We start from the raw sequence: 26,321 nt of genomic DNA, 5'->3' as shown, positions 1-26,321 counted from the left end.
ACAAGCGCTCCGGCCCGGCAATGGCGGCGCCCGACTGATTTCCGTCGGCGGGCAGGCCCGCCTTTACAGCGCGAAGCAAATCAGCCGGGCTTTGCCATCAAGGCTCTCGCCAAGGGCTCGGGCTGCCCGGCCGGATCGCCCGTGGGCGTGTCGTCGCCATGAAGGCCGCGACGGTCGCGGTCCAGCCGAAGGACACATCCCATGTATGCCCATGACAATTTCGAACCCGATCACAGCACATCCTCGACCGGCCATGTCACCGACGCCCTCGAACTCTATGGCTACCACCCCGCAGAGGGCGAAGCCGATCCCCGGACCACGCCCGAGGATCATACCATCCAGACCGCCGTCGCCGATATCTTCGATGCACTCATCGCCACCATGGCCGATACCAGCCTGGATGCCGATCTCGACGAGATCATGTGGTCCACCGTCAATACCTTCCACCGCGCCGCAGACCGGATCGAGCGCAAACTCGACGATAACGAGCAGGCCCAGAAGCGCCTTCAGCGCGAACAGGATGGCAGCGAGGTCAAATCCGTGCAATTGGAAATCCTGATCGACATCGGCCAGAGTCTGATTACCCGCCGTGATAGTATGGAGGTCTTCCGCGACACCGCCGCCGACATCTATCTGCGTACCACCGGCACGCCCTGGTCGCCGCGCTCCGGCTCACGGGTCAACCATCGCCAGATGACCTCGGCCATGATCGACAGCCGCGATTTCCTCGCCGCCAAACGCCGGGCAGACAATGAAGTGCTGCTGCCCGCCGGGCCGAAGATTGCCTTCTCGGGCGGCGACACCACCGATCACCGCGCAATCTGGGCCAAGCTCGATCAGGTTCATGCCAAGCACCCGGATATGGTGCTGCTGCATGGCGGATCGCCGAAAGGTGCCGAGCGTATCGCCGCCACCTGGGCCGATAACCGCAAAGTGCCGCAGGTCGCCTTCAAGCCCGATTGGACGAAACATGCCAAGGCGGCACCCTTCCGGCGCAACGATGCGATGCTGAATGTGCTGCCGATCGGGGTCATCCTCTTCCCCGGCACCGGCATTCAGGAAAACCTGGCCGACAAAGCCCGCAAGATGGGCATCCCGGTGTATCGGCTGGCAAAGGGCGGCGCGTGAGCGCCGCCCCAATTCTGCAGACTATCGCAGCAATCCCGGCAAATCTCGTGCGCCCTGGAGCACGCGCACGATTTGCACCTCATCACCGTCCTCAACGAAAAAGATCAGATAGCGTCCATGGCGCGCGTGGCGCAGCCCCTTGTGCAGGTCGTCGCGCTTCTGGAAGCTGCCGGGGCGCTCGCCTATCTCCATGATCTTCGCCTCGATCTCGGCCACGAAGGACGCGGCGCGGGGCGGATTGTCGAGCGCGATGAAGTCGCCAATGTCGATCAGGTCCGCCTGCGCGGCGGGCAGGATAACCAGCTTTACCACGTCAGGACTTGTCAGCGTAACGCGCCCGCAACTCGGCGAAGACCTCATCGGCCGGAATGCCCGGACCGCTGTTCAACCCGGCCTTGATCGCGTCCCGCAGGGCCTCAAGCTCGCGGCGCTCGGTATCGCGGTTGCGCGTCCACTCGCGCAGGGCCTCGCGGACAACTTCGCTGGTCGAGGCATATTCACCACCGGCCACGGTCTGGCGCAGGGCCTCGGCCATATCCGAGGGCATTGTGATGGTCATTCGCTCGGCTGAAGCCATGACATATCTCCTTCGCGGCGCGTCATACATAAGCATACTTCTGATGCTCTGAATGTCGAGTCCAATCACCAATATCTGATTCGCCGCCAACAAACATTCCACCCTCTCGCTCAAAAGCGCGGGGGCTGTTATCCTGAAACCCGCGCCTGTGGTGGTGGTGGAAGGCGCGCTTGTTCCATTCCTTGCACGGTGACACCACCATGATCATTTTCGGAATCCTCATCTCCATCACAGCCATCGGGACCCTTTGCTGGCTGCTGTTCAACCTCGCCGTCGTTGCGCTGCCGGTCTTTCTTGGCGTCAACGTGGGTATCTGGGCCTATGGCACGGGTGCGGGCTGGCTGGGCGCTATTGTCACCGGGCTTCTCGGTGCGGGCCTGACGCTGGCGGCCGGTCAGGCCTTGCTGATTCTGGTCCGTCCGGTCTGGGCGCGGCTGCTGATTGCGCTGGCCTTTGTCGCTCCGGCAGGCATGGCCGGTTTCTACGCCACGCTTGGGATCATCCGGCAGACGATGCCCTCCGAGACCTGGCAGATCATCTTCGCGGTGATCGGTGCGGTCGCTGTCGGAGTCACCGCCTTTCTGCGCATTGCGGGCATGGCGGCCACCGACCCTGCGGACGGAATCCCCGCGCGTGGTTTATGCCGCAGGCCCTTGTTGGCGGGTCAGAAGCTGGCAGAAAATCAGCCGTCCCCGTCACAAGGTTCCGGGCGATATCGGCGTGTTGGTTTCGGATCAGGTAGAGGCCCGGACACGGCCCCGGTCAAAGCGCAGGACAGTCGGCGATGTGACGCGCGGGCCGACTCTGAACCCGGTTAGGGCATTTTGCCCTGAGCGGGCCGGGAAGGACGGATGCGCAGGGCCTGAACAGGCGGGTGACAGATACGCCGGAATTACCCGTTCGGTCTAGCCTGACGCGCCGTCTGGTCGCCATCGCCTCCGTTAAAGCCCCCGTGTCTCGACCGCTCCAAACGGCCTCTTCAATGGCCTGATCTGGCCGAAGGACAGCGCATGCGCTTCGACGGCTTTGGCGCAACAGCGGCGGCGCAACTTTCTTCCCCTAGGCTGCGCCCATTCCTCGCGCGGACAAGAAACTTCCGCCTCTGCTGTCCAGCCCCGTTCCGGGGTGCGCCAGCCATCGCCTCCGGCCGGTCGATCGCCATCGAGGCCGCAATGGTGCGGGCTCGGAAACGGAAAAAACGGAGACTGAAAATGGCTACCATCGGCACCTTCAAGAAGACCGGCAACGAGTTCACCGGCGAGATCGTCACCCTCAGCGTTCAGGCCAAGGGCGTACGCATCATCCCCGATACCCGCGCCACCGGCGAGAACGCCCCCAGCCACCGGGTTCTGGTCGGCCGCGCCGAAATCGGCGCCGCCTGGTCCAAGCGCTCGAACGAGGGCCGCGACTATCTGGGCCTCAAGCTCGACGATCCGAGCTTCACCGCCCCGATCTATGCCAACCTCTTCGACGGCGAAGACGGGGAGGGCTTCTCGCTGATCTGGTCCCGTCCGAACAGCCGCCGCGGCGACTGACAGCGCGAGGGGCCCCGGCCGGAAGGTCGGGGCCTTTGCCATGCCCGCAACCGAATCGGATGCGTCGACGCCGGTCGCCGACCTGCATCCGATTGACCCGCCAGCGCCATTTTTGATTGGCATCCTTGCCAGAGCGACGATTATAGTCGTAGTTCTGGTGCATGCGCCGGGCCGGATGGGCGGTGATCATGATCACCGCCCGACAATCAGAGGCCGCGCGGGCGCTTCTGGGATGGACGCAGGAGAGGCTCGCGGATGAGGCCCGGGTATCTCTGACCGCGCTCAAGCGCCTCGAATCCGAAAGCGGGATCGAGGTCTATGAAAGCACGCGCGATCAGGTGCGCCGGGCGCTGGAGACCGCCGGGGTCGTTCTGCTATCGACTGACAAGGGGCAGGGGGTGTTGTTGCTTCATGGCTTGGCTGATGAGAAAACCCGACGCGGTTAGACGCACTGAAGATGGTTTCCGGTGTCGATTGTCCGGGCGCTTATATTGTTCGTTCCAAAAAATTCCAGAGTGTCGGCATGACGCCTGAAGCAGTTGAGCCGTTTCAGGATGAGCCGCCGACCGGCGAGTCACTGACACCTTATGATCGCGCGCATATGGCGCTCTATCTGCGCCTGCTCGACGCCCATCGCGATGGCGCGGACTGGCGCGAGGTGGTCGAGGTCCTGTTCGGCCTCGATCCAGGGTCGGAACCGGATCGCTGCCGCAGTATTCATGACAGCCATCTCGCACGTGCCCGCTGGCTCAGCAAACAAGGCTATCGCGAATTGCTTCGCGACAGTCGGCGCTGAGCGGCCGGTGATGCCGCTGCGGCATCACCCTCTGCGAAACAATGGGGTTCCGAACTTCGGCTTTCGCATGAATGTTAGCTGGCATTATCACGGCATGCGCTGAAAGCGAGGTAGACCATGCCCCACGATCCCTCCGGCTGGCGATCCTCAGCAGGTTACGATCATGTCGAAGACCTGACGGCATCTGATCTGGCATGGGAATGGCTGCGCCGCAATGACGACTATGCGGCGGATTACAGAGCGCTGAACGAGGCGCAGGAAGAAGGAGCCCCCACGCTCGCGCAAATGCGCGACCGCTGGGGGCTGCGATTTCCCGCTCGATCCGTCCCTGGCACCTCCGGGCGCGCTGGTCTTCTGGGAGCCAGAGGTCGATACCGGCGGCGTTGTGCTGGTCGAGGCGCCGGACGTGCTGAAATCAGAAGGGGCACAGTCGCCCGACGAGGCCATTCTCGGGGCAGATGATGGTGAACCGGCAAAATTCCTGATGATCGACGGAGGTGGGCACCTCTGCCTGTTTCATGCCGAGACATCGTCAGGAATTGAGACTCCTGCTGCCGTGGTGCCGCTTGGATTGGAAGGCTTCGACCGATTGGAAGCCGTCCACAGATTGCTGGCATCGCTGCACCGGCGCGCGATTCCTCCCGATACGCGGCTGACGCCACAACAGCGCCTCCGTATCCAACGCATGTTGCAGGCCTATGATGCGCGACAATCCGGGGCGACACAGAAGGAAATAGCGCGCGGTATATTCCGAACAGGTGATCTAAGCCGTGATGAATGGCAGGTTCACTCGACACGCTATGCCGTCATCGGATTGCTCAGAGACGCCAAGGCTCTGGTTACGGGTGGTTATCGTCGCCTGCTGCGGCATCGGCGGAAGAGGTGAAACGGGCGGAGACTGTGTATAAACTCTCATTTCTGGCAAACACTTACGGTTCTTGGGGGCAGACGAAAGTCACTGATTACCATGGCTGCCAGATCTGACCATGCCGTGGCCGTTCAGGCCCGTATCGCCGCCATCAGGCCCCGGATGCCGATAAGGGAAACCATCCGTTTGATGTTGTAGGCAAGGACATTCAGCGCCATTCCGTGCGGACGTTCGGCAGGCGTCGCGTCAGGAAATGGGTATGACCCATCCAGGCCTTGATCGTCCCGAACGGATGCTCGACGGTCGAGCGGCGGATCATCATCGGGGCCGAGGTATCGCGCCTGCGGGCATCCGCCGCCTCGACCAGATGCTCGTGCTCCCATCGACTGATCCGGCGCACCACATTCGTCGTACAGCGGCTTCGAAGCGGACAGTCCGGACAGGTGGTGGTACAGTAGCGGCGCATCTGCAGGCCCTGCTGTTCGAGGGTCGAATGGTAAATCAGTTCCTCTCCGGCCGGGCAGCGATAGACATCGGCACCGGGATCATAGGCGAAGTCCGCCTTGACATAACGCCCATGCGCCCGGCTTCCCGAGGTGTCCGGTCGCGGCACCGTTGCCGTGATGCCCTGCTCGTGGCAGGCAAGGATTTCGCCACCACTGAAATAGCCCTTGTCAGCAAGGATCTGCAGATCGTCGCGCTTGAGAGCGGTCTTCGCGGCGTTTGCCATCGGGGTAAGCTGATCCCGATCATGGCCCTGGTTGATAACCTCATGTGCCACGATCAGATGGGTCTCGGCATCGACCACGCTTTGCGCGTTATAACCAACATGCCCGCTGTGTTGCGCGCGTGTCGCCATGGCGCGGGCGTCCGGGTCGGTCAGCGATATCTGCCCGTCCGGCGCTGATTCCAGTTCCCGGCGTAATGTGATCATGCGGTCCATTTCCCGCCGAACCCGGTGATAACGCCTGGTCAAATGCGCGATCTTCTCCGCGCGTGCATCGCCGGTTTCCTGCCGGTCCGCCCGCTCGGCTTCTTCTATATAACGCCCGACTTCCTTCTTGAGATGTGCCAGACGGCTGGCGATCTTGGCTTTGGTGAAGTTCCGGTCGCGATTATTGACCGCCTTGAACTTGCTGCCATCAACCGCGACGATATCGCCTTTCAGCACCCCGATCCGGCGGCAGAGTTCCACGAACTCGGCGCAGGTCCGCCGAATGGCGGGTCCGTTCTCACGCCGGAAGTCGGCGATGGTCTTGTGATCGGGTACCAGCCGCCCGGTCAGCCACATCAGCTCGACATTGCGCCCCGTTTCGCGTTCCAGCCGGCGGCTGGACGGAAACCGGTTCAGATAGGCATAGATGAAAAGCTTCAGCAGCACCCCCGGATGATAGCCAGGTCGCCCGGTCCGGGCAGCGGCATGACGATGGAAGCCAAGGGCAGCGAGGTCGAGGTCATCGACAAAGAGATCAACGACGCGGACAAGATGATCCTCGCTGATCAAATCCCCCAGACATTCAGGAAAAAGCACCGTCTGATCCCGGTTCACGCCCTCAATGAAACCCACCATGCCAATCCCCCCGAAACATAAGGAAGTATAGCAGATTCAGGGGTTTTTACACAGCCTGGGCGGAGAGCGGCCTTTCGGCAGTGCAGCGAACTAGCGGCCTCACAACGCGAAAGCGGCCATTCGGCCTCGGCGCAGCCTCACGGACGCCTGACCCGACGCGAACGGCGGAGAGCGGACTTGCGGCAGCGCAGCGAACTGGCGGCCTCAAGACGCGAAAGCAGCCATTCGGCCTCAGCGCAGCCTTACAGGCGCCTGACCCGACGCGAAGGGCGGAGAGCGGCCTGATGCAAGCGTGGCATAGCATTTACGGCATAACGGGGAAGCGGACGTTCACGACATTGGCAGTGCCCCCTCCTGTGGATGATCGCGCCGGACGATAACCTGACAGACAGTCGTCGCGCATATTGCGAGCAGGTCACATACCGGTAGGCTCTCGTTATGAACACGGTTCCACCGGTGGGGCGTAGTTCATGCATCATAAAGCGGAAAGTCGAGCGCGCTTTGCGTCTCCGCAATTGGGCGCACGCTCGAAACCTCTCAAATCAACAGGATGGAGCCTCTACGCAGGTTAGGTCATGTTGATGGCGTGGATGCCCCCACCTGACGGCATCGCAATGTGCCAATGTGATGCGTGTTGAAGCCATCACAGAAGGAGGGAGCATCCATGTCCGAGGTTACGATTATCGGGATCGATCTGGCAAAGCGCATTTTCCACCTGCACGGTGCCGGTCACGACGGGTCCGTCGTATTTCGCAAAAGGCTTTCGCGTGGCCAGCTGCTTGCGTTCATGTCTCAGGTACCGCGGTGCGTTGTCGCCATGGAGGCGTGTGCGACGGCGCATGGCTGGGGCCGCGCCTTCGAGAAGCTTGGACATGAAGTGCGCCTGATCCCGCCGGTCTACGTGAAGCCATTCGTCAAACGCCAGAAGAACGATTGCGCAGATGCCGAGGCGATCGTGGAAGCTGCGGTGCGTCCGACAATGCGCTTTGTGGCTTTGAAGACCGAAGACCAGCAAGCCCGCGCGATGCTGTTTCGAACGCGGCAGATGTTTGTCGGCCAGCGCACTCAAATGATCAACGCCCTTCGCGGGCATCTTGCCGAACATGGCCTGGTCGCTGCGCGAGGAGTTGCCCAGCTCAAGAAGCTTGCGGACGCCATCGGCGACGTGAACACGCGCTTGCCCGCCACGGTCCGAGACCTCGGCCAGATGTATCTGAACGCGATCGAAGGGTTGAGTGAACGCATTGCGGAACTCGACCGCAAGATGGGCCAAGCTACGAAGGAAGCAGCATCGACGCGTCGTGCTCAAACCATGCCCGGGGTCGGGCCGATCACGGCATTGGCGATTGAAACATTTGCACCTGATCTGACCAGCTTTCGGCGCGGTAGGGACTTTGCCGCGTGGTTGGGGCTCGTGCCCCGCCAGCATTCGACAGGAGGCAAACCACGCCTGGGCAAAACCTCGAAGATGGGACAGCGGGACATCCGAAGGCTCCTGATCTCCGGCGCAATGGCTGTGCTGCAGGCGGTCGAGCGCTATGGCAGCTCAAAACATGGATGGCTTGTTCGCTTGCGTGGGCGCAAGCCACGCATGGTTGCCGCTGTCGCCTTGGCGAACAAAATGGCGCGAGGTCTCTGGGCCATGATGACTAAACAGGAAGATTACCGGAACCCGGCGGCGACGATGGCATGACAGAGCAAAGCTTGCCATCGCGCCTCGGTACGTCGGGCGTGTGAGGAGGTCACTGAACAGTAAGGGCAAAGGATCGACAAGATCCGGGTTGGAGAAAGCAGCATTTGTCGTGGAGCCGAAGAGCTCGCTCTGTTGATTTGCCTCTGACCCGCGCATCGCCATAACGGCCTGCGGCCACGTTCGAGCCGCACCATGAGGCCTGATACATGACCGCATCCGATCACGCGCCTGAGCTGTTCAAATACCACTTGCACGAAAGGGGGCATCCATACATGACAAATGGCGGAGCCATAAGCGGATCGACGTGATGTCGATGAAGCCCAGGAAGCTTTCGGCGGTCTTGTCGTAGCGGGTGGCGACGCGACGGGCATTCTTGAGCTTGTGAGCTACTCCCCATCGGTTGGACAGTTTAGGGAATGATTTAAGCTACTCTCTGCCCCTGCTGGTCGGTTTCGATCTGGTTGAAGTAGACCACGGCGGGCGGCTGTCCGCCATGGGCTGCATGGGGCCGCTGGTGATTGTAGAAGGTGATCCATCGGCCAACGCCGGCCTTGGCCTGCGAGCCGGTTTCCCATGCATGCAGGTAGACGCATTCATACTTCAGCGACCGCCAGAAGCGTTCGATGAAGATGTTGTCGAGGCAGCGCCCTTTCCCGTCCATCGATATCCGCGTGCCGATCCGCTTCAGCCGGTCCGTCCAGGCGAAGGACGTGAACTGCGAGCCCTGGTCGGTGTTCATGATCTCGGGCGGGCCGAAGCGGTGGTCCGCCTCGTTCAGCGCCTCGACGCAGAAGTCGGCCTCAAGTGTGTTCGAGATGCGCCAGGCCAGCACCTTGCGGGTGAAACAGTCCATGATGGCAACCAGGTAGAGGAAGCCTCGTCGCATCGGCAGGTAGGTGATGTCGGCGCACCAGACCTGGTTGGGCCGATCGACCCGCAGCCCGCCCAGCAGGTAGGGATAGGTCTTGTGCCCCTTCGCGGGCTTGCTGGTGTTGGGCTTCTGGTAGATCGACATCAGGCACATGAGCCGCATCAGCCGCCGGATGCGCTTCTGGTTCACAGGATGGCCCTCGTTCTGCAGGTGCCAGGTCATCTGCCGAACACCATAGAACGGGGTTTCCAGGAACTGCCGGTCGATCAGCCGCATCAGCGCGAGGTTCACCACGCTCTCGCCCCGCGGCGCGTAGTAGAACGACGACCGCGAGATCGACAGCAGGCGGCATTGCGCCCCGACCGACAGCTGGGGGTGATGGCGTTCGATCATCCCGCGCCTCACTTGCCGGTCCAGGGCTTGAGCGTTCGTGACAAAAATCGTTGGCAACGGCCAGCTCTCCGATCTTGGCATGCAGCGACCGCACCGTCTCTTCGTCGACCTCGGCCTTCTTCTTGCTGCCACGCTCGAAGATGTCAGGCGCCCCCTCGAGAAGGGCGCGCTTCCACTGGTTGATCATCGTCGGATGCACGCCATGTTCCGAGGCCAGTTCCGACACGGTGCGCTCGCCTTTCACGGCCTCGAGCGCCACACGGGCCTTGAAGCCCGCATCATGGTTCCTGCGCTTCGACATCTCTGGTCTCCTCGTTCTTGAAGACCAGCAGATGGCAGATCGTAGCTTACGTCACTGTCCGATTTTCAGGGAGTAGCTCAGTGGCTGCCATCGGCGCGCTCGGCCGCGCCGAGAACGGCTGTGTCAGGAGATCCACGATCATCTGGTGCGGGCGCTGGCGACGCTCGGCCGGCACCCGGAGATCCAGGTGCAGTCCGTCGGCCGCGACAACCTGCTGCCGCTGGTGGCGATCGGCCGGGGCCTGACGCTGGTGAGCGAGGCGATGACGGTGGCCTGGCTTCCCGGCATCACCTACCGCCCCATCGTCGGGGAGATACTCCCCTTCTCCGCCGTCTGGTCGCCGAGCAACGACAATCCAGCTTTCCGAAGACTCCTCAGCATGGCAAGGACGAGAGCGAAAGCGACGGCGAGGGTTCACGCTGAGGGTATGCGCAGCACGTCGACCAATGCGCGCAACGCTGCTGGCGACTGCCGACGGCTTGGATAATAGAGAAAGAAGCCCGGATAGGACGGGCACCAATCCTCCAGTACCCGGATCAGCCGTCCAGAAGCGAGATGGCCGCCCATATACTGCTCGGTGGCATAGGCAAGCCCGACGCCTTCGAGCGCTGCGCCCAGCATCAGATCCGGATCGTCCAGGACGAGCGGCCCGTTCACCGCGACATTGAGCGCCCGCCCGTCTTTCTCGAACTCCCAGCGATAGAGCGCGCCGCTCCCGGTCTGACGCCAACCGATACAGCGGTGCCGATGCAGATCGCGGGGTGTCTCGGGCGGTGAGAAACGCGAAAGATATTCCGGGGAGGCAACGACCGCCGTTCGCAGGTCGGGGGTCACGCGCACGGCAACCATGTCGCGGTCGAGGCTTTCACCCAGCCGTATGCCGGCATCGAACCCCTGCTTGACGATATCGACGAAACCGTTCTCCGCCGCGATCTCCAGGGTGACGTCGGAATACAGATCGGCGAAGGCGCGGAATTTCGGGGTCAGAACGCGGGCGACGATTGTGCGCGGCACGCTGAGCCTGATCGTCCCGGCAGGATGGTCGCGAAAATCGTTCATCGTCTCGACCGCCGTTTCGATGCTGGCGAAGGCCGGGCCGATCTGGGCTAGCAGCGCATGGCCGGCTTCGGTCAGGGAAACCGTCCGGGTCGTTCGGTTGACCAGTCGAACGCCGAGCTTCTGTTCAAGCGAGCGTAGGGAATGGGAGAGCGTCGAAGCCGTCAGGTTGAGGCGCGCGGCGGCCCGCCGGAAGCCGCCCTCCTCGGCAATCGCCACGAAAGCGGCCAGTTCTCCAAGATCACCAGTTTTCATGATTGTTGAATTTTACCCAACACCGCATACGATACAAGGCGGATTATTCCGAACAATGAAGTCGCTTACGCTCGTGGTTCAACGCCAACGCTCGCGAGGTCCTTCATGTCCGAACCCATTTCTCAAACTCCAGCGCCTCGTCTCCGTGGCCGGGCCGCGCTCGTCACCGGCGGCGGGACCGGCATCGGTCGCGCCGCGGCGCTCGCCTACGCCCGCGACGGCGCAAAGGTGGTGGTCGCCGGACGCCGCATTGCCGAGATCGAGACTGTAGCTCAGGAAATCATCAACGCCGGTGGCGAAGCATTGGCCGTGTCAGCGGACGTGTCCAACGAAGACGACGTGCGCCGCCTGATCGACACGACCGTTGAGCGCTACGGCAGGCTGGATACGGCTTTCAACAATGCCGGTATCCTTGGCAACTTCGCCCCCATCGCCGAGCAGACGAGCGCCGATTTCGATGCGGTGATCGCCACCAACCTTCGGGGCGTGTGGCTCTCGATCAAGTATGAGGCCGAAGCCTTCCTCAAGCAGGGCGGCGGCGGGTCCATCGTCAACACCTCGTCCTGGCTCGCCAAGGGTGCGCTTGCCGGCTCGTCCAGCTATTCCGCCAGAAAGGGCGCACTCGACGCGATGATCCGGGCGGTGGCGCTCGAGTACGGCCCGCAGGGCATCCGCATCAACAACATCAATCCGGGCATCATCGACACGCCGATGGCGCGCAGTGGCTGGACCGAAGATTCGGCTTTCATTCCCTTCGTCGAGCACACGCCGGCCAAACGGGCAGGTCAGCCCGATGACGTCGGCGATGTCGCCGTCTGGCTGTCGTCCGACGAGGCCCGCTTCGTCACCGGCCAGAACATCCTCGTCGATGGCGGCTACACCATCGCCGGGCTTCGCTGAGGGAAAAACCATGCGCACCAGTTCACTGAAAGCCTGCCTCGTTCTTGTTCCGCTGATCCTTGCGGGGGTTGCGCAGGCGCAAGACGCTTTGACGATCCCGTTTTCACCCGGCCCGCAAGGAGGCTATCCCGAGGGCATCGCATGGAACGCGGACGCCGGCGCGTTTTTCGTCTCCTCTCTTCGCGGCGGGCAGATCGGCCTTGTCTCTCCAAGCGGCCAATATACGACGTTCTCCGACGATCCCAGGCTGATCACGACGTTGGGAATCGTTGTCGATGCGGAACGTAATCGCGTCCTCATCTGCAACGAAGATGTCGGGATCTCCAGCAAGTCGTCGGACGGCACCCGGACGCGGGTCGCCCAGGTTGTCGAGTTCGATCTCGACACCGGCGCGGTGCGGCATGTCCATGATTTCTCGTCGCTGACCAGCGGGCCGATCCTTGCCAACGACCTGACGATCGACCGGGACGGGAATATCTACGTCACCGACAGTTTCCAGCCGCAAATTTACAAGGTCGATCACGCCACCAAGGCGGTTTCCGTATTGGTCCGGTCCGAGCGCCTGATGCCCGCCGATCCCACTGAAGCTGTCGGTACCAAGCCCTATCTGAATGGCATCGTCTATCATCCTGACGGGTTTTTGATTGCGTCCGATTATTCCAGAGGATTGCTGTGGAAGGTGCCGCTGAACGATCCGGAAGCGTTGGAAGAGGTGAGGCTTCCGCAGCCGCTGAAGGGGCCTGACGGGCTATTGCTGAAAAGCTCCACGGAGCTGGTCGCCGTCCAGTCCTTTCCTGCGGATGATGGCAGCATGGCGGGCGATGTGACGCTTCTGGCTTCGGCCGACGCCTGGACAAGCGCGCAGATCGAGGCGGTCGCCATTCCCGACGATCTGGATGGGCCGACCACGGCGACGCCGAGAGACGGCGAGGTCTGGGTGGTCAATTCCCGCTTCCCTCGGATCTTCGCCGATCCTGCCAATGCCGACCGAACGACCGAGTTCAGTATCGTCAAGGTCCGCTTCGAGTGAGCGGGATTGGCCGAATGGAAATGCCGAAATCACAGTGCAGCCGGTCGCGTCGAAGCGGACCGTCGCAAGGAGGTGAAGAATGAACTATGTCCGTCTGGGCAATAGCGGGCTGAAGGTTTCCCGTCTCTGCCTTGGGTGCATGACCTAGGTGTTTGATCCCACGGTTTGATGGTACGATCCTTTCTCAGGAATGGAAGGAAGCATTATGGGCCAGGTTCGTCACGGAAGCGCCACGACCACGCACGCCGTCAGAGCTGCAATACAACGATCGCAAGCTTCGCTCGCCTACTTCGTCTCACCTAGCAACGGCTGCAGGGCAACTTCGCTGCACCTCGCATCACGGTCTGGTCACGGGAAGCGGCACTGCATCGTCTGATGGCTAACAACGTCCGCATTGGGCCGCTGATGTCGGGCAAAGGCCCTGCCCAAAGCTACATCCGGTGCTCTTCCAATCCGAGCTCGGCCCACATCCAGCTGAAGTCGTATTCGGTAATCGGACCCTCATCATGCCTGGCGCTATGGTTTTCCAGCAGCTTCAACCAATCGATCACCTTCTCGCGCCCCGCTGCCGTGTGGACGGCCTGCCGCGGTGATTTGCTTCCAAGCGCCGGGATTGGCGCGTCCAGCGTTTCGCGGTAATGCTTGTCCATGTGATCCCGCATCAGTTGGCGCGCGATGTCTGGTGGAATTTCCTCGACCTCCTCACTCGGCCTGTCACGCTGTTGGTCGGCCCGCATCTGATCAACCGTCCGGATCGTGGTCAAATGCGATCTTAACAGGTCCCCGGCGGCGTCGCGGATCAACTTCCGGACCTTGTCCGCCCGCTCGGTCGAGTTGACGGTCACGAGCAGCGCCTTGCCCTTCAGTTCCATGGAGCCCAGAACGGTGACCCCCTCCATCTGCGTGTCCAGCATGATGCCATAGCCAGCCTTGCCGCCGCGCCCCTTCCGCTCCGCCAGCCAGCTCCAGAGCTTCGGTCCCTGCGGCAGGAAACCCTTCACCCGGTCCAGCCGCTCTGCCACCGCCCTTTGCGTGACGCCGCTGGCAAACAGGTACCGCAGGTCGTGGAACAACACATCATCCCCGTCCGAATTCGTGAACTGCGGTTGCGCCGGGGTGAGGGCGCGATCGATCTCGATAAATAGCCATGCGGTGGTAAAGATGGGTGCGCAGGTCAGAAGCTGATCGCGGGTGAGCCGCAGTGCATCTCGCTTCTTCAGCTTCAGAGCATCGCGCAGCCCCGAAATCAGGAAATCCACTGTCTCGGCCCGAAAGGGCAACAACGCCCCGGAGATAACGTGGTGATCTCGCTCGGGCACCACGCGCACGGCAATCCGGTCCCATTGCTTCAGTGTGCGTGTAGCGGATATCTCCTTCACTGTGACCGGGGCAGCATCCGACAACAGATCGCGTAGCGTCATCGACGTGCCGGGCTGGACATTACTGACTTCATACAAGCTGACCGGCGCATCCCGCAGCGCCGCAAAATAGGCCCGGTTCAGCGCCGTCTCCTTCCAGCCGCGCCGCTTCAGGTAGAGATCGACGATGTTTCCGTCCTCATAGCGCTGGCCAAGGAAGTCCTCGAACCCGCACCCCCAAAGCACGCCCGTCCACTGCTCGCCCAGGAGGTCGGCCAGGCCTTCCTGGTCGAGCTCGAATTCTTCCAGCGCGGGTATCAGGTGTTCCGCGACCACATCCTGCAGCCGTTCCCGCCAGTCGCCTTCCCTGCCAATGAAGGCCAAAAGACCCGATATGTCATTGCGTTCGGCCATCGCCTCTCACCCGTGTTCCCACAACAACATCTTGCTATTCACCACGGTAAGCAAGATGCCGGTTAAAGCTGCTCAGCCGCCTGTGCCGCTGTTCCGACGTGGGTAGGCATATAAGAAAATGCCGCGTCACAGCGCGAAACGAGTGCCCTTTTCTGACATCGCCTGTAGGGCGGGCTTCAGCCCGCCCTACGGCAAAAATGCAGACCGCAGCTTCGTCCTGCTTAGCTGCCTTCCATACGATCGCGAAGGGCCGCTGCGAGATTGCGGGAGGTGTGAAAGACGGCCAGAATTGTGACTGCCTCGACGTTGACCTCGTAGACAATGAGATAGGGTGACCCTGCCACATTCATTTCCCGCGTCCCGGAAAAGCGCCCCGGACGGCCGAGTGCGGGAAACTCCGGAAGCTTCGCGGCTGTTCGGGCAATCTGCCTGTACACATTCTCGGCCGCAGCCGGGTTTTCCCGCGCGATATAATCCACGATGGCTTCAAGGTCTCGCCCGGCCGGCTCGGCAATGAGAAGTGTCTTCAAGCCTGCCAGCCATGCTTGGTGGCAATGGCGCCAAAGACGTCGTCGGCAGAACTGACGTTACCCTCGCGCGCTGCGGCCACCCCGGCCGCGATCCGTTCCATTTGCCAAGCGTTGGCTTCGAGAAACTGATCGATCGCCTGATTGACCACATAGTTGCGAGAACGATCCATCGCGGCGGCCAAGGCATCGATCTCCGAGACCCTGGCTGTGCGGACGGTCATGGGTTCTGTTTCGGCGCGCTGCGGCATGGTGTGCTCCAATGTAATCGTATGTAATCATACGCCTTGCCAATGTAGATTTCCAGTCATGCGCTGATCAGGGTCGGAAACGCTTGCTGCGGAGCGGATGTTCTCTGTATGTTCCGGACATGCCAGCGGGTCATCCATCTGCCAACAAGTTCCGAAACCGCACCTTGCGGCACATCGAGCATTCGGGGCGGCTGGCGCTCGTGACCTGCACCGGCTGCGGGCGTGCCTGCCGTTATTGGGCTCATGATCTCATCAAGGTTCTTGGCCCGGATCATGATCTGCTAGTGCCGCCATTCATTTGCTCGAAATGCCGCCGCCGCGAATGGATGGATATTCACTGGATTGTGCCGTCTGCGACCGAGTTACAGGACGGCTTGACGGTCCGCCGTCCCGTCAAGCAGGTTGTTCGCTGGATCTGGCGCGACGAAAAGGCGTGAGAAATTGTGCAATTTATACTCCAACACCACCGCCCAGGAGGCCATGCGCAAACTGTTCAGCGGGCTGGCTGATCGGGCCGGCAATCTTCAGCCCGGCCAGGTCTATCCCGACCAGCTGGGCGCGATAGTTCGGCATAACGAGGATGGCCTGGAATTGGTCAAAGCTCGCTGGGGAATGCCCTCACCTAAATTTGCCCTAAAGACCGAGCGAGATCCAGGCGTGACAAATGTGCGCAACCTGTCCAGCCCACATTGGCGGCGGTGGTTGGGCAAAGAGTGCCGTTGTCTGGTGCCGGTGACGGCCTTCGCAGAGCCGCTCGGCAAGGGAAAAGGCAATCAGTGGTTTGCGCCCGCAGATGCTGGCGCGCAGATGTTTTTCGCGGGCATCGAGACGCGGGGCTGGAAATCGGTTCGCAAGGTGAGGGATGGCGAAACGACCGACGACCTCTATGCCTTCCTGACCTGCGGGCCGAACGCCGAAGTGAAGGCGGTGCATCCAAAGGCTATGCCCGTGATTTTGATGGAGCCTGATGCATGGTCGGCCTGGCTCAATGGCACTGACGCGAAAGAATTGCAGCGTCCGCTGCCCGATGGCGCGTTGAAACTCATCGATGACGCCCAGTAAGGGCACTGTCTAAAGTCAGGCGAATGTCGACTTTGTCGGTCCTCGTCGCCCTGCTCCGTCCATCTCGGCCCTGGCGGGAGGCGCCCGCATGACGCGATCACCGGCATTACCGCTGAGATCATGGCCCAACGGTCGATCCCAGGCAGGTTGTCCAGCCTGGGACGGCAGCGCCGCACGGGCCGAAGCAGGCTGCAAGCGAGACGCCAGGGATCGAGCGCAGCAGCCTGTGGGCAACCTGACCAGTCAGGCGGCTTCAACTGGACCGAAGAAGATCCTTTGAGGCCCGTCTCGGCGGGCCATGTCCTGCGGGGGGATTCGGACAGAGCCGAACGCCCCCGCTTTCCCGGGCCGCACGTTCCGTGCGTCCGTCAGGGAACCGCCGGTTCCCCCACGCAAGGCCGTCGGCTTGACGGGGCGAAGGGGTTTCCCCGGCCTTCCTCCGCCTCGCGTCGTCGTGCAGGCCGGGTGATCCCCCTCCCCTTCGCCCCTACCGACAACCTTGCGCGGGTCCCCCTCCTGCCCGAAGGTATTCCTATCCGCCGTCGCCCTCGCAGCAACCGTCATGTTCTGGCTATGAAACGAGAACGAGTCCTGACCCTTCTGTATCGTAGATCTGCTAGCGTGACCCCGTCACGTGTCCCGGCCAGGACCCGTGACGGGGTGGTGCGCGACGTCTGACCCTTGTGGCATGGCCACGCTTCTTAGCCTGTCGGCACCGCCTCTCCTTCATTGTCTCGAACAGTTGCCAGCGGCCCTCGTGGGACCGCGTATCAGAAGGAGGAGAGCATGGAGAAGGTAACACACGGTCGGATCATCGGGATAGATGTGAGCCGAGACTGGCTCGATATTCACTGCCTTCCGGACGGTCAGCGTCATCGCATCCCCAATACCGATAATGGCCATGTCGCGGTGTCCGATCTCGCTCACGACCAGAGAGCCGTCGTCTGTTTCGAAGCGACGGGTGGGCAGGAATGGCGGCTCTGGTCCTATCTTCAGGATGCAGGCGTCGAGGCCCGCCAAGTGCCGCCGGCCCAGGTCAAGGCCTTCGCGCGCAGCCTTGGAACCCGAGCAAAGACCGACAGGATCGATGCCGAACTCATAGCGCGCTTCTTGGTCTTCAGACCCGAGGCAGGACGAACACTTCCCGCCGAACATCTACGTCTTCTCAGGGCCTTGACCACCAGACGGGTACAGGTGGTCGAGATGCGAAAGCGGCTTCTGGCGCAGATCCGGGCGCATCAGAAATCGGGAACGGCAGAGCTGTTCGAGGATATCGATGTGGAGTTGAAGGAGAGGTTGGATGTTGCGATCACCGAGTTGGAAAGCAGAATTTCAGAGCTTTTGGGGCGCTACAGGCATCTCGCGGACACCGCGCGGATCCTTCGTTCCGTTCCCGGCATCGGACCAGTCGCCAGCTCAACGCTGATCGCCGAACTTCCCGAACTCGGCGCTCTCACCGGCGAAGAAGCTGCGGCCCTGACCGGTTTGGCACCAGTGGCGCAGGACAGCGGAACGTTGCGTGGCAAGCGCGCAATCGCCGGTGGTAGACGCGCCCTACGACATGTCATGTTCCAGGCAGCGCTGGTTGCCTCGCATCATAACCCGACACTCAAAGCGTTCGCTGATCGGCTCCGTAAAGCCGGGAAACCACACAAGGTCATCGTCACGGCCGTCGCGCGCAAGCTCGTCATCATCGCCAATGCTCTGTGCAAAAGCCGACGGGAATGGGAGCACAGACACCCCTGAAAGATACAGTTGCTAGTCAATCACGCGCTTGACCGGCACAAGAAGCTTCATGGCTGCATCTCCTCAGAAGAACGCCTGCAGGCCGGTCTGGGCACGGCCGAGGATCAGGGCGTGGACGTCGTGGGTGCCTTCGTAGGTATTGACGGTTTCCAAGTTCACCATATGGCGCATCACCGGGTATTCGTCCGAGATGCCGTTGCCGCCGTGCATGTCGCGGGCCACGCGGGCGATCTCCAGCGCCTTGCCGCAGTTGTTGCGCTTGATCAGGGAGATCATCTCGGGCTGCATCTTCCCGGCCTCGAACAGCCGCCCCACGCGCAGGGCGGCGTTCAGCCCCAGCGTGATCTCGGTCATCATGTTGGCGAGCTTCAGCTGGTGGAGCTGCGTCTGCGCGAGCGGTTTGCCGAACTGCTTGCGGTCCAGCCCATACTGGCGTGCGGCGTGCCAGCAGGCCTCGGCCGCGCCCATCGCGCCCCAGGCGATGCCGTAGCGCGCCCGGTTGAGGCAGCCGAAGGGACCGCCCAGGCCCTCGGCGTTCGGCAAAAGCGCGTCCTCGCCCACCTCGACCTCGTCCATGACGATCTCGCCGGTGACGCTCGCCCGCAAGGACAGCTTGCCCTCGATCTTCGGCGCCGAGAGGCCCTTCATGCCTTTTTCCAGCACGAAGCCACGGATCTTGCCGCCATGCGCGTCGGACTTGGCCCAGACGACGAAGACATCCGCGATGGGGCTGTTGGTGATCCACATCTTGGACCCGTTCAGCCGGTAGCCGCCGGGGGTCTTTTTCGCGGTGGTCTTCATGCCGCCGGGGTCCGAGCCCGCATCCGGCTCGGTCAGGCCGAAGCAGCCCACCCATTCGCCCGAACAGAGCTTCGGCAGGTACTTGCGCCGCTGCTCCTCGGACCCATAGGCGTTGATCGGGTGCATGACCAGGGACGCCTGCACCGACATCATGGATCGGTAGCCCGAATCCACCCGTTCGACCTCGCGCGCGACAAGGCCGTAGCTCACATAGCCCGCACCGGTGCCCCCGAACTCCTCGGGGATGGTGACGCCCAGCAGGCCCAGTTCCCCCATCTCGGTGAAGATGGCACGGTCGGTCTGCTCGGTCCGGAAGGCCTCGCGCACGCGGGGAGCGAGGTGGCCTTGGGCATAGCTCCGCGCGGTGTCGCGGATCATGCGCTCTTCCTCGGTCAGTTCGTCTTCCAGCAGGAAGGGGTCTTCCCAGCGGAAGCTGCCGATGCGGTCCATCTTCATGGTGGTTTCTCCTATCTCCATCAGGCGAGTTCAATAAGCATTACGGTGGTCATGCCAGGCCTATCTTGGGGTCGCGAGGCACCGGCCTTCTTACATGTTGGGATAGTTCGGCCCGTCGCCGCCCTGCGGCGTGGTCCAGACGATGTTCTGCGACGGGTCCTTGATGTCGCAGGTCTTGCAGTGGACGCAGTTCTGGAAGTTGATCACGAAGCGCGCACCTTCGGGCACCGACTTGTCCTCGACCACCTCGTAGACGCCGGCCGGGCAATAGCGCTGCGCCGGCTCGGCGTATTCCGGCAGGTTCACCCGGATCGGGACCGTGGGGTCCTTCAGCTTCAGGTGGCAGGGTTGGCTTTCCTCGTGGTTGGTGAAGGAAAAGGCCACGTTGGTCAGCCGGTCGAACGACAGCTTGCCGTCGGGCTTCGGGTAGTCGATCGGGCGATAGTTCTTCGCGGGCCGGGTCGCGGCGGCGTCGGTCTTGCCGTGCTTCCAGGTGCGCAGGATGTTGCGGTTGAAGAGGCTGGCGACCCACATGTCCATGCCGCCCAGCATCAGGCTGCCCACCATGCCGGTGCGCGACCAGGCGGGCTTGACGTTGCGGACGCGCTTGAGGTCATGGGCGATGAGGCCCGTGCGGACATCCTGTTCGTACTCGACCAGCTCGTCGCCCTCGCGTCCCGCGGAGATGGCCGCCGCGGCCGCGTTCGCCGCCGCGATCCCCGACAGCATGGCGTTGTGGTTGCCCTTGATGCGGGGAACGTTGACCATTCCCGCCGAGCAGCCCAGCAGCAGCGCGCCCGGCACCGTCATCTTCGGCAGCGACTGCCAGCCGCCTTCGGAAATCGCGCGGGCGCCATAGGCCACGCGCTTGCCGCCTTCCAGCAGCTCCGCGATGGCCGGGTGGTGCTTGAAGCGCTGGAACTCGGCGTAGGGGTAGAGATACGGGTTCTCGTAGTTCAGGTGGACCACGAAGCCGATGAAGACCTGGTTGTTCTCGGCGTGGTAGATGAAGGACCCGCCGCCCGCGTTCTTGCCCAGCGGCCAGCCCATGGTGTGGACGACCGTGCCCGGCTTGTGCTTGGCCGGGTCGATCTCCCAGATCTCCTTCATGCCGATGCCGAACTTCTGCGGCTCGTGTCCGGCGGACAGGTCGTATGTCTCGATCAGCTGCTTGGCTAAAGACCCGCGTACGCCCTCGGCGATCATGACGTATTTGCCGCGCAGTTCCATGCCCGGCTCATAGGACGGGCCAGGGGTGCCGTCGGGGTTCTTGCCCATCTCGCCCGCGACGACGCCGGCCACGCGGTCGCCGTCCATCACCAGCTCGGAGGCCGCCATGCCGGGGAAGATTTCCACGCCCAGTCCTTCGGCCTGCTCGGCCAGCCAGCGACAGACGTTGCCCATGCTGACGATGTAGTTGCCGTGGTTCGACATCAGCCGCGGCATCGGCCAGTTCGGGATGCGCGCCGAGCCCGCCGGCCCCAGCACCACGAAGCTGTCCGAGGTGACGGCCGTCTTCACCGGCGCGCCCTTGTCCTTCCAGTCGGGGATCAGGGCATTCAGGCCCACCGGGTCCAGCACCGCGCCCGACAGGATATGGGCCCCGACCTCGGAGCCCTTTTCCAGCACCACCACGTTCAGGTCCGGGTCGATCTGCTTCAGGCGGATCGCCGCCGACAGGCCCGCAGGCCCCGCCCCGACGATCACCACGTCGAATTCCATCGATTCGCGTTCGATCGTGCTCATCCTTCCTCCTTGGTGTCGAGCGCATCGCGGAACGTCTCGATCAGCTTCTGCTTGAGGATCTTGCCGTTGGGCGAGGTCGGCAACGCCGTTGTCACGATGATGCGCGAGGGCCGCTTGTAGGGCGAGAGACGCTCGGCCACGTGCTCGCGCAGGTCGGCTTCGCTGACCACGGCGGGATCGTCGGCCTGGCAGAAGGCCAAGACCTCCTCGTTGCCGCCCTCGACCTTGCGGCCGATCACGGCGGTCTGGACCACGCGGGGGTGGTCGTTCAGCGCGGCCTCGACCTCGGGGGGATAGACGTTGAAGCCGCCCCGGATGATCAGCTCGCGCGAGCGGCCGGCGATGTGCAAATTGCCGTCGCTGTCGATGCGGCCCAGATCGCCGGTGCACAGAAAGCCCTCGGCATCGAAGGCCGCGGCGGTGGCCTCGGGGTTGCGGAAATAGCCGGGCATGACATGCGGGCCGCGGGTCTGGATCTCGCCCACGCCATCGGCGCCGACATTGCGCAGGCGCAGATCCACGCCGGGCAGGGCCGGGCCAACGCTGACATCGGGCACGCCGTGCGGGTTGGTGGTCAGGGTGACGCCTGCGGTCGTTTCGGTCAGGCCATAGCCGTTCTGCAGCGCCACGCCGTAGAACGCTTCGGCCCGCCGCTTCCAGTCGGGGTCCAGCGGCGCCGCGCCCGAAGAGACATAGCGCAGCCGCCCCGGCGGCAGGCGGCCCCTGCCGCTTTTGCTGACCTCGTCCATGATCAGCGCGTGCATCTGCGGGACCGCAGGAAGGACGCTGACGCCGGATTGCAGGGCCTCGACCACGGCCGGGGCCGAGAAGCGCGGGAACAGCCACAGCTCGGCACCGGCGACGGTGCTGGCGATCATCATCGAGGTCAGGCCGAAGACATGCGTCATCGGCAGCACGCCCAGGATCAGGTCGTCCGAGGCGATCTCTCGCATCCGGGCCGAGGTCTGGCCGCCAAACAGCAGGTTGGCGTGGCTGAGCATGACGCCCTTGGGCGTCCCGGTCGAGCCGGTGGTGTAAAGGATCACCGCTGTCTGCGCGGCGCCTTCGGCTACCGGCTCGGGCGTGGCGGATGGGTGCGGGCCGGCGATCGACAGCTTGCCAAGCGGCGTGTCCCACCCGGCCGCGCCCGCGATCTCGGCATGGGTGCCGGCCTGCGGCGAGACATGGTTCAGATAGACGGTCAGGCGCGGGTCGGCATGTTCCGCGATGCGGTGCAGCTCGTGTTCGGTCATGCGGGCGTTGACCGGTACGGCCACAGCATCAAGGCGCGACGTTGCCATCAGCAGCCCGACCAGCGCCGCACAGTTTTCGGCCAGGATCAGCAGCCGGTCGCCGGGGCGCAGGTCGCGCGCCTGCAGTTCCGTGGCCAGCACCTCCACGGCGTCGGCCAGTTCGGCATAGCTATAGGTGCTGCCGCCGTCATCGCGCAGCGCGGGCGCGTCCGGGCGGGTGCAGCGCTGGATGTCGAGCAGGTCGTGAACGCGGGTCAGGGTCATGGGCGGGGTTCCTTCTTGTCGGCGCCAGAGCTGCCGCGGCCGAAATCGGGCGTCGTGCGGTTCAGGCGGGCGGTCAGGCCGGCGGCGGCCTCGGGGGCGGCCAGCGCATCGGCCATGGCCTCGGCCTCGCGGTCCAGTTGAGAGTCAAAATCTCCCTCGCGGGCGGCGGTGAGAAGCTTTTTGATCGCGCCCTGGGCGGTGGCCGGGCCCTGCGCCATGCGCGCGGCCAAGGCGGCGGCATGGGCCAACGCCTGCCCCGGCGCGACGAGGTCGGTCACCACGCCCATGGCCGCAAAGCTCGCGGCGGGGACGGGATCGCCGGTCAGGCACATGCGGGCGGCAAAGCCCGCCGGCACCCTGCGCGCCAGCGAGGCGGTCAGCCCGCCATCGGGCACCAGCCCGACGCGGACATAGGCGGCGGCAAAGCTGGCATCCTCGGCCGCGACCAGCAGGTCGCAGGCCAGCGCAATCGACAGCCCCGCCCCGGCCGCCCCGCCTTCGACGGCGGCGATGACCGGGCGCGGGCAGGCGCGGATGGCGCGGATGGTGGCGTGCAGATCCTCGATCCGGGCGCGGCGTTCATCCCGGGGCATGGCCGCGCGGGTGGCCAGCGCGTTCAGGTCGCCGCCGGCGCAGAAATAACCCTCGGCCCCGGTCAGCACCACGGCGCCCAGTCGATCCTGCGCCGCGGCCTGCGCCAGCGCCTCGCGCAGGCGGGCATACATGGCGGGGGCCAGCGCATTGCGGCGGCCGGGGTTCGACAGCGTCACCCGCAGGTAATCGCCGCAATCCTCGATCAGGGCGTCGGCCTGCGGGGCGGTCATGGGCTGTCCTTCGGGCGGCTTTGGGCGGCGGCGGGGACGCGCTTGAAGATCCCGCTGGCGGTGGCGATCAGGGTGCCGTCGTCATGGACCAGCTCGGCCGAGACGAACAGTAGGCTGCGCCCGCCCCCGACCACGCGGCCGGTCGCGGTGACGCCGCCATGCCGCGCCGGGCCGACGAAGTCGATGTTCAGCGAGACGGTCAGGAAGGGCTGGCGGCCGCTGTCATCGACGGTCAGGCTGGCGGTGGCGCCCGCCGCGCTGTCCAGCAGCATCCCCGCGATTCCGCCATGCAGCACGCCGTGGCGGTTGGTGTGGCGCTCGTCCAGGACCAGCCGGCAGCGGGCGCGGCGGTCCGGCTGGCCCACGTCGAGCACATAGCCGACCATACGCTGCGCGCCGGTCTCGCCCTGAATGATGCCGCCGTCGCTCATGCCGCGCTGGCCGCGATGAAGCGTTCGAGGTGATGGTCGCTGTCGCCGAACCGCGCATCGGCGGCCAGCAGGCGGCGGGCGAGGGGGGCCAGCTCGTATTCCTCGGTCATGCCGATGCCGCCATGTAGCTGGATGGTTTCCTCGGCCACATACAGCGCGACCCGGCCCAGCAGCGATTTCGTCGCCGCCACATGACGGTCGCGGTCGGCGGTGTCGATGTTCCCGGCCAGGTTCCACACCGCCGAACGCGCCTGCTCGACCTCGGTCAGCAGGTCGGCCATGCGGTGCTGGAGCGCCTGGAACGAGCCGATCGGCCGGCCGAACTGCTTGCGGGTCTTGAGGTAGTCGGTGGTCAACTCGACCGCCTTTTCCATCGCCCCCAGCGCGTCGGCGCAGACCGCAAGGATCGCCGCCGCCAGCGGCCGGTCCAGCAGCGCGGCGTCGCCGATGCGGCGGGCGGGGGTGCCCTTCAGCGTGACCTCGGTCGCGCGGCCGCCATCCATCAGGGCATAGCCGCGCAGGCCCAGCCCCTCGGCCCCGGCCTCGACCAGCCACAGCCCGTCGGTCGCCTTGACGATCAGATGGGTCGCATCCTCGGCCCCCGGCACCAGCGATTTCTCGCCGGTCAGCCGCTCGCCCTCGGCGAGGGTCGACACGTTGCCGTCATAGCGCTGGCCGGGTTCGTCAAGCGCCACCGCGATGCGGGCCTCGCCGCTGGCGGCGGCCTCGGCCAGATCGGCCTCGCCCGCGGCGGACAGGATGCCCGCGCCCAGCACCACGCTGTCGAGCAGCGGTGTGACGGCGGCGGCGCGGCCAAGGGTGCGGAACACCATCAGGATGTCCGGCCCGGTGCCGCCAAAGCCGCCCGCCTCTTCGGTCATCAGGGCAAGGCCCGCGCCCAGTTCGGACAGGGCGGCGGCGTCCCCGCCCCGCTCCAGCGTGCGGGCGAGGCTTTCGCCCAGCATGGTCTGTTCGTCGGTGAACCCGAAATCCATGACGCGTTTCTCCCCTTAAAGGCCCAGCAGGGATTTCGCGATGATCCCCCGCTGGATTTCGTTCGAGCCGCCATAGATCGACAGCTTGCGGTTGTTCAGATAGGCGCGGGTCGCGGCTGCCGCCTCGGGCGGGCCGGGGGGCAGGTGGTCATTCGCGCCCTCGACCGCCTCGGACGGAAAGGCCAGCGCCCAGGGGCCGACCGCGCGGCGGGTCAGGTCGTTGATCGCCTGCCGGATCTGGGTTCCCTTCAGCTTCAGCATCGAGCTTTCCGCCCCCGGCACCTGCCCGGCCGCCGCCTGCGCCAGCATCCGCAGGTTGGTGGTCGCCATGGCCATCAGGTCGATTTCGATCTCGGCCAGACGCGCGGCAAATAGCGGGTTCTCGATCAGCGGCTTGCCATGGGCCTGCTGCGCCCGCGCGATGCGCTTCAGCGCCGCGAGGCCCGCCGTGGCGAAGCCCACGCCGGCGATGTTCGTGCGTTCATGCGTCAGCAGATATTTGGCATAGGTCCAGCCCTTGTTTTCCTCGCCCACAAGGTTTTCCGCCGGCACCCGGACGTCGTCGAAAAACACCTCGTTCACCTCGGGCGTGCCGTCCAGCAGCACGATGGGGCGCACGGTGATGCCGGGGCTGGTCATGTCGATCAGCAGAAAGCTGATCCCCTCTTGCGCCTTGGCGGTGGGATCGGTCCGCACGAGGCAGAAGATCCAGTTCGCGTGCTGGCCCAGCGTGGTCCATGTCTTCTGGCCGTTGACGATATAGTCGTCGCCGTCGCGCACCGCCGTCGTCTTGACCGAGGCGAGGTCCGATCCCGCGCCGGGTTCGGAATAGCCCTGACACCACCAGTCCTGCCCGTTCAGGATGCGCGGCAGAAAGCGGTCCTGCTGTTCCTTGCTGCCGAATTTCTGCAGCACCGGCCCCAGCATGGCGATGCCGAAGGGCAGGACGCGGGGGGCGCTGGCCAGCGCGCTTTCCTCGTCAAAGATGTGGCGCTGGATCGCGGTCCAGCCGGCGCCGCCGAATTCGCGCGGCCAGTTCCCGGCCAGCCAGCCCTTTTCGTTCAGGACCGCGTGCCATTCCTCGATCTCGGCCTTGGTCAGTTCCTGCTGCAGCCGGACCTTTTCCGACAGCCGCTTGGGCAAGCGGTCCTGAAGGAACTGGCGGACCTCGGCGCGAAAGGCCTGGTCGTCGGGCGAAAAGCTCATGTCCATGGTGGTTC

At 63.9% G+C, this 26,321-nt stretch carries 27 protein-coding genes and 1 pseudogene; 13 read left to right on the top strand and 15 right to left on the bottom strand.

What is annotated here, in order from left to right; translation table 11 throughout:
* Positions 1-201 precede the first annotated feature (201 nt).
* The gene (locus PAF20_RS13300) at positions 202-1,128 is read left to right on the top strand and encodes a DUF2493 domain-containing protein (RefSeq protein ID WP_271071085.1); all 927 of its coding nucleotides are present in this window, start codon (positions 202-204) and stop codon (positions 1,126-1,128) included.
* Positions 1,129-1,149: 21 nt separating this feature from the next.
* Here PAF20_RS13300 and PAF20_RS13295 read toward each other — a convergent pair whose 3' ends face one another.
* Together PAF20_RS13295 and PAF20_RS13290 are read right to left on the bottom strand one after the other, a co-directional pair.
* Positions 1,150-1,440, bottom strand: coding sequence for a type II toxin-antitoxin system RelE/ParE family toxin (locus tag PAF20_RS13295; RefSeq protein ID WP_271071084.1), 291 nt, complete (start codon positions 1,438-1,440; stop codon positions 1,150-1,152).
* 1 nt (position 1,441) lies between these two features.
* A complete protein-coding gene (locus PAF20_RS13290; protein ID WP_271071083.1) occupies positions 1,442-1,705 on the bottom strand; it encodes a type II toxin-antitoxin system ParD family antitoxin in 264 nt (87 codons plus the stop codon).
* Between the two features lie 200 nt (positions 1,706-1,905).
* Between PAF20_RS13290 and PAF20_RS13285 the strand changes: the two genes are divergently transcribed.
* The 6 genes from PAF20_RS13285 (at position 1,906) to PAF20_RS13260 (ending at position 4,922) form a co-directional block, all read left to right on the top strand.
* On the top strand, positions 1,906-2,523 hold the full coding sequence (locus tag PAF20_RS13285; RefSeq protein WP_271071082.1) for a hypothetical protein: 618 nt from the start codon (positions 1,906-1,908) through the stop codon (positions 2,521-2,523).
* A gap of 393 nt (positions 2,524-2,916) precedes the next feature.
* Positions 2,917-3,240, top strand: a complete 324-nt coding sequence (locus PAF20_RS13280) for a DUF736 domain-containing protein (RefSeq protein WP_271071081.1) — start codon at positions 2,917-2,919, stop codon at positions 3,238-3,240.
* Between the two features lie 188 nt (positions 3,241-3,428).
* Positions 3,429-3,686 (top strand): helix-turn-helix domain-containing protein, encoded by a 258-nt coding sequence (locus PAF20_RS13275; RefSeq protein ID WP_271071080.1) that lies wholly within the window; start codon positions 3,429-3,431, stop codon positions 3,684-3,686.
* 77 nt (positions 3,687-3,763) lie between these two features.
* Entirely contained in the window at positions 3,764-4,036 is a 273-nt protein-coding gene (locus tag PAF20_RS13270) for a DNA -binding domain-containing protein (protein WP_271071079.1), read from the top strand.
* 117 nt (positions 4,037-4,153) lie between these two features.
* Entirely contained in the window at positions 4,154-4,498 is a 345-nt protein-coding gene (locus PAF20_RS13265; RefSeq protein WP_271071078.1) for a transcriptional regulator domain-containing protein, read from the top strand.
* The gene (locus tag PAF20_RS13260) at positions 4,443-4,922 is read left to right on the top strand and encodes a DUF2285 domain-containing protein (RefSeq protein ID WP_271071077.1); all 480 of its coding nucleotides are present in this window, start codon (positions 4,443-4,445) and stop codon (positions 4,920-4,922) included. The genes PAF20_RS13265 and PAF20_RS13260 overlap by 56 nt, the downstream gene beginning before the upstream one ends.
* A 113-nt stretch (positions 4,923-5,035) precedes the next feature.
* On the opposite strand, the pseudogene PAF20_RS13255 reads toward PAF20_RS13260, so the two are convergent.
* A pseudogene (locus tag PAF20_RS13255) lies at positions 5,036-6,474 on the bottom strand (IS1182 family transposase).
* Between the two features lie 664 nt (positions 6,475-7,138).
* On the opposite strand from PAF20_RS13255, the gene PAF20_RS13250 reads away from it, so the two are divergent.
* On the top strand, positions 7,139-8,167 hold the full coding sequence (locus tag PAF20_RS13250) for an IS110 family RNA-guided transposase (RefSeq protein WP_206563216.1): 1,029 nt from the start codon (positions 7,139-7,141) through the stop codon (positions 8,165-8,167).
* A 421-nt stretch (positions 8,168-8,588) separates the two neighbouring features.
* Here the strand turns inward: PAF20_RS13250 and PAF20_RS13245 are convergent.
* Positions 8,589-9,732, bottom strand: a protein-coding gene (locus tag PAF20_RS13245) for an IS3 family transposase (RefSeq protein ID WP_434802922.1) whose coding sequence is annotated in 2 segments (ribosomal slippage) — positions 8,589-9,440 and positions 9,442-9,732 — 1,143 coding nt in all. Because the reading frame shifts where the segments join, the coding sequence is not laid out codon by codon here.
* 414 nt (positions 9,733-10,146) lie between these two features.
* Complete coding sequence (locus tag PAF20_RS13240) at positions 10,147-11,043, bottom strand: LysR family transcriptional regulator (RefSeq protein WP_271071075.1); 897 nt, start codon at positions 11,041-11,043, stop codon at positions 10,147-10,149.
* Positions 11,044-11,148: 105 nt separating this feature from the next.
* Between PAF20_RS13240 and PAF20_RS13235 the strand changes: the two genes are divergently transcribed.
* Together PAF20_RS13235 and PAF20_RS13230 are read left to right on the top strand one after the other, a co-directional pair.
* Positions 11,149-11,943: an SDR family NAD(P)-dependent oxidoreductase gene (locus PAF20_RS13235; protein ID WP_271071074.1), complete on the top strand. Its 795-nt coding sequence runs from the start codon at positions 11,149-11,151 to the stop codon at positions 11,941-11,943.
* Between the two features lie 10 nt (positions 11,944-11,953).
* Complete coding sequence (locus PAF20_RS13230) at positions 11,954-12,973, top strand: SMP-30/gluconolactonase/LRE family protein (protein WP_271071073.1); 1,020 nt, start codon at positions 11,954-11,956, stop codon at positions 12,971-12,973.
* A 431-nt stretch (positions 12,974-13,404) separates the two neighbouring features.
* Here the strand turns inward: PAF20_RS13230 and PAF20_RS13225 are convergent, their stop codons facing one another.
* The 3 genes from PAF20_RS13225 to PAF20_RS13215 all read right to left on the bottom strand — a co-directional run bounded on the left by PAF20_RS13225 (position 13,405) and on the right by PAF20_RS13215 (position 15,523).
* Complete coding sequence (locus tag PAF20_RS13225) at positions 13,405-14,745, bottom strand: DUF7986 domain-containing protein (RefSeq protein WP_101754683.1); 1,341 nt, start codon at positions 14,743-14,745, stop codon at positions 13,405-13,407.
* Between the two features lie 221 nt (positions 14,746-14,966).
* Complete coding sequence (locus tag PAF20_RS13220; RefSeq protein ID WP_101754684.1) at positions 14,967-15,275, bottom strand: type II toxin-antitoxin system RelE/ParE family toxin; 309 nt, start codon at positions 15,273-15,275, stop codon at positions 14,967-14,969.
* Positions 15,272-15,523: a CopG family ribbon-helix-helix protein gene (locus PAF20_RS13215; protein ID WP_232816719.1), complete on the bottom strand. Its 252-nt coding sequence runs from the start codon at positions 15,521-15,523 to the stop codon at positions 15,272-15,274. The genes PAF20_RS13220 and PAF20_RS13215 overlap by 4 nt, the downstream gene beginning before the upstream one ends.
* A 119-nt stretch (positions 15,524-15,642) precedes the next feature.
* Here PAF20_RS13215 and PAF20_RS13210 point away from each other — a divergent pair, with 119 nt between their 5' ends.
* The 3 genes from PAF20_RS13210 (at position 15,643) to PAF20_RS13200 (ending at position 18,331) form a co-directional block, all read left to right on the top strand.
* Entirely contained in the window at positions 15,643-15,960 is a 318-nt protein-coding gene (locus PAF20_RS13210; RefSeq protein ID WP_271071072.1) for a hypothetical protein, read from the top strand.
* Positions 15,926-16,585, top strand: coding sequence for an SOS response-associated peptidase (locus tag PAF20_RS13205; RefSeq protein WP_353620593.1), 660 nt, complete (start codon positions 15,926-15,928; stop codon positions 16,583-16,585). The genes PAF20_RS13210 and PAF20_RS13205 overlap by 35 nt, the downstream gene beginning before the upstream one ends.
* Before the next feature lie 786 nt (positions 16,586-17,371).
* Positions 17,372-18,331, top strand: a complete 960-nt coding sequence (locus tag PAF20_RS13200; RefSeq protein ID WP_271071052.1) for an IS110 family RNA-guided transposase — start codon at positions 17,372-17,374, stop codon at positions 18,329-18,331.
* A gap of 63 nt (positions 18,332-18,394) precedes the next feature.
* Here the strand turns inward: PAF20_RS13200 and PAF20_RS13195 are convergent, their stop codons facing one another.
* The 7 genes from PAF20_RS13195 to PAF20_RS13165 form a co-directional block, all read right to left on the bottom strand.
* Complete coding sequence (locus tag PAF20_RS13195; RefSeq protein WP_252734076.1) at positions 18,395-19,588, bottom strand: acyl-CoA dehydrogenase; 1,194 nt, start codon at positions 19,586-19,588, stop codon at positions 18,395-18,397.
* Positions 19,589-19,678: 90 nt separating this feature from the next.
* Positions 19,679-21,334: an electron transfer flavoprotein-ubiquinone oxidoreductase gene (locus PAF20_RS13190; protein ID WP_271071071.1), complete on the bottom strand. Its 1,656-nt coding sequence runs from the start codon at positions 21,332-21,334 to the stop codon at positions 19,679-19,681.
* Complete coding sequence (locus PAF20_RS13185) at positions 21,331-22,851, bottom strand: class I adenylate-forming enzyme family protein (RefSeq protein WP_271071070.1); 1,521 nt, start codon at positions 22,849-22,851, stop codon at positions 21,331-21,333. Before PAF20_RS13185 ends, PAF20_RS13190 begins: the two co-directional genes overlap by 4 nt.
* On the bottom strand, positions 22,848-23,675 hold the full coding sequence (locus PAF20_RS13180; protein WP_271071069.1) for an oxepin-CoA hydrolase, alternative type: 828 nt from the start codon (positions 23,673-23,675) through the stop codon (positions 22,848-22,850). Before PAF20_RS13180 ends, PAF20_RS13185 begins: the two co-directional genes overlap by 4 nt.
* Complete coding sequence (locus tag PAF20_RS13175) at positions 23,672-24,106, bottom strand: PaaI family thioesterase (protein WP_101754691.1); 435 nt, start codon at positions 24,104-24,106, stop codon at positions 23,672-23,674. Before PAF20_RS13175 ends, PAF20_RS13180 begins: the two co-directional genes overlap by 4 nt.
* Positions 24,103-25,101: an acyl-CoA dehydrogenase family protein gene (locus tag PAF20_RS13170; RefSeq protein WP_101754692.1), complete on the bottom strand. Its 999-nt coding sequence runs from the start codon at positions 25,099-25,101 to the stop codon at positions 24,103-24,105. The genes PAF20_RS13175 and PAF20_RS13170 overlap by 4 nt, the downstream gene beginning before the upstream one ends.
* A gap of 15 nt (positions 25,102-25,116) precedes the next feature.
* Positions 25,117-26,313 (bottom strand): acyl-CoA dehydrogenase family protein, encoded by a 1,197-nt coding sequence (locus PAF20_RS13165; RefSeq protein ID WP_271071068.1) that lies wholly within the window; start codon positions 26,311-26,313, stop codon positions 25,117-25,119.
* Positions 26,314-26,321 lie beyond the last annotated feature (8 nt).

Origin of the sequence: Paracoccus albus (assembly GCF_027913035.1) — a bacterium.
GTDB lineage: Bacteria > Pseudomonadota > Alphaproteobacteria > Rhodobacterales > Rhodobacteraceae > Paracoccus > Paracoccus albus.
Note: the sequence above shows the minus strand (reverse complement) of the source record. Positions and strands in the feature narration are given on the sequence as shown.

Excerpts from the sequence above, each read along its gene's own strand:
- PAF20_RS13200 (WP_271071052.1), top strand. The coding sequence starts at position 17,372 with ATGGAGAAGGTAACACACGGTCGGATCATCGGGATAGATGTGAGCCGA.
- PAF20_RS13225 (WP_101754683.1), bottom strand. The coding sequence starts at position 14,745 with ATGGCCGAACGCAATGACATATCGGGTCTTTTGGCCTTCATTGGCAGG.
- PAF20_RS13170 (WP_101754692.1), bottom strand. The coding sequence starts at position 25,101 with ATGGATTTCGGGTTCACCGACGAACAGACCATGCTGGGCGAAAGCCTC.
- PAF20_RS13175 (WP_101754691.1), bottom strand. The coding sequence starts at position 24,106 with ATGAGCGACGGCGGCATCATTCAGGGCGAGACCGGCGCGCAGCGTATG.
- PAF20_RS13195 (WP_252734076.1), bottom strand. The coding sequence starts at position 19,588 with ATGAAGATGGACCGCATCGGCAGCTTCCGCTGGGAAGACCCCTTCCTG.
- PAF20_RS13300 (WP_271071085.1), top strand. The coding sequence starts at position 202 with ATGTATGCCCATGACAATTTCGAACCCGATCACAGCACATCCTCGACC.
- PAF20_RS13275 (WP_271071080.1), top strand. The coding sequence starts at position 3,429 with ATGATCACCGCCCGACAATCAGAGGCCGCGCGGGCGCTTCTGGGATGG.
- PAF20_RS13270 (WP_271071079.1), top strand. The coding sequence starts at position 3,764 with ATGACGCCTGAAGCAGTTGAGCCGTTTCAGGATGAGCCGCCGACCGGC.
- PAF20_RS13215 (WP_232816719.1), bottom strand. The coding sequence starts at position 15,523 with ATGCCGCAGCGCGCCGAAACAGAACCCATGACCGTCCGCACAGCCAGG.
- PAF20_RS13285 (WP_271071082.1), top strand. The coding sequence starts at position 1,906 with ATGATCATTTTCGGAATCCTCATCTCCATCACAGCCATCGGGACCCTT.
- PAF20_RS13185 (WP_271071070.1), bottom strand. The coding sequence starts at position 22,851 with ATGACCCTGACCCGCGTTCACGACCTGCTCGACATCCAGCGCTGCACC.
- PAF20_RS13230 (WP_271071073.1), top strand. The coding sequence starts at position 11,954 with ATGCGCACCAGTTCACTGAAAGCCTGCCTCGTTCTTGTTCCGCTGATC.
- PAF20_RS13180 (WP_271071069.1), bottom strand. The coding sequence starts at position 23,675 with ATGACCGCCCCGCAGGCCGACGCCCTGATCGAGGATTGCGGCGATTAC.
- PAF20_RS13210 (WP_271071072.1), top strand. The coding sequence starts at position 15,643 with ATGCCAGCGGGTCATCCATCTGCCAACAAGTTCCGAAACCGCACCTTG.
- PAF20_RS13190 (WP_271071071.1), bottom strand. The coding sequence starts at position 21,334 with ATGAGCACGATCGAACGCGAATCGATGGAATTCGACGTGGTGATCGTC.
- PAF20_RS13235 (WP_271071074.1), top strand. The coding sequence starts at position 11,149 with ATGTCCGAACCCATTTCTCAAACTCCAGCGCCTCGTCTCCGTGGCCGG.
- PAF20_RS13265 (WP_271071078.1), top strand. The coding sequence starts at position 4,154 with ATGCCCCACGATCCCTCCGGCTGGCGATCCTCAGCAGGTTACGATCAT.
- PAF20_RS13165 (WP_271071068.1), bottom strand. The coding sequence starts at position 26,313 with ATGGACATGAGCTTTTCGCCCGACGACCAGGCCTTTCGCGCCGAGGTC.
- PAF20_RS13250 (WP_206563216.1), top strand. The coding sequence starts at position 7,139 with ATGTCCGAGGTTACGATTATCGGGATCGATCTGGCAAAGCGCATTTTC.
- PAF20_RS13280 (WP_271071081.1), top strand. The coding sequence starts at position 2,917 with ATGGCTACCATCGGCACCTTCAAGAAGACCGGCAACGAGTTCACCGGC.
- PAF20_RS13290 (WP_271071083.1), bottom strand. The coding sequence starts at position 1,705 with ATGGCTTCAGCCGAGCGAATGACCATCACAATGCCCTCGGATATGGCC.
- PAF20_RS13240 (WP_271071075.1), bottom strand. The coding sequence starts at position 11,043 with ATGAAAACTGGTGATCTTGGAGAACTGGCCGCTTTCGTGGCGATTGCC.